Annotated in this window: 1 protein-coding gene; it reads left to right on the top strand. The window is 57.9% G+C overall.

Annotation, left to right across the window (positions count from 1 at the left end):
• Nucleotides 1-250, top strand: a 250-nt coding sequence (locus tag HMPREF2872_RS11905; RefSeq protein ID WP_210398864.1) for a hypothetical protein, incomplete at its 5' end; no start/stop codon positions are given.
• Nucleotides 251-356 lie beyond the last annotated feature (106 nt).

Raw genomic sequence — 356 nt, 5'->3', positions numbered from 1 at the left:
GCCGCCTTCGGGCGGCTGTGTGTTGAAACAAACTCAAAATCTTGGTTATCCGATTTTTCCGTACCCAGCCACCTTCAGGCGGCTGTGTGTTGAAACCTCTTTTGGGCATCCTATTAAAAATGCTCATTGTCCAGCCACCTTCAGGCGGCTGTGTGTTGAAACCCAAAATTCGGGCTGGCCGACGCAAGACAATGGCCCAGCCGCCTTCAGGCGGCTGTGTGTTGAAACGACTCTCGAAGCTGCGCCTTGACTGCATCCCAGCCCAGCCGCCTTCAGGCGGCTGCGTGTTGAAACCTCTTGCTCTTCGGCCCGCTCGCCTGCCGCTTTGCCAGCCGCCTTCGGGCGGCTGTGTGTTG

The sequence above is a fragment of the Neisseria sp. HMSC069H12 genome, assembly GCF_001812735.1.
Lineage (GTDB): Bacteria > Pseudomonadota > Gammaproteobacteria > Burkholderiales > Neisseriaceae > Neisseria > Neisseria subflava.
Note: the sequence above shows the minus strand (reverse complement) of the source record. Positions and strands in the feature narration are given on the sequence as shown.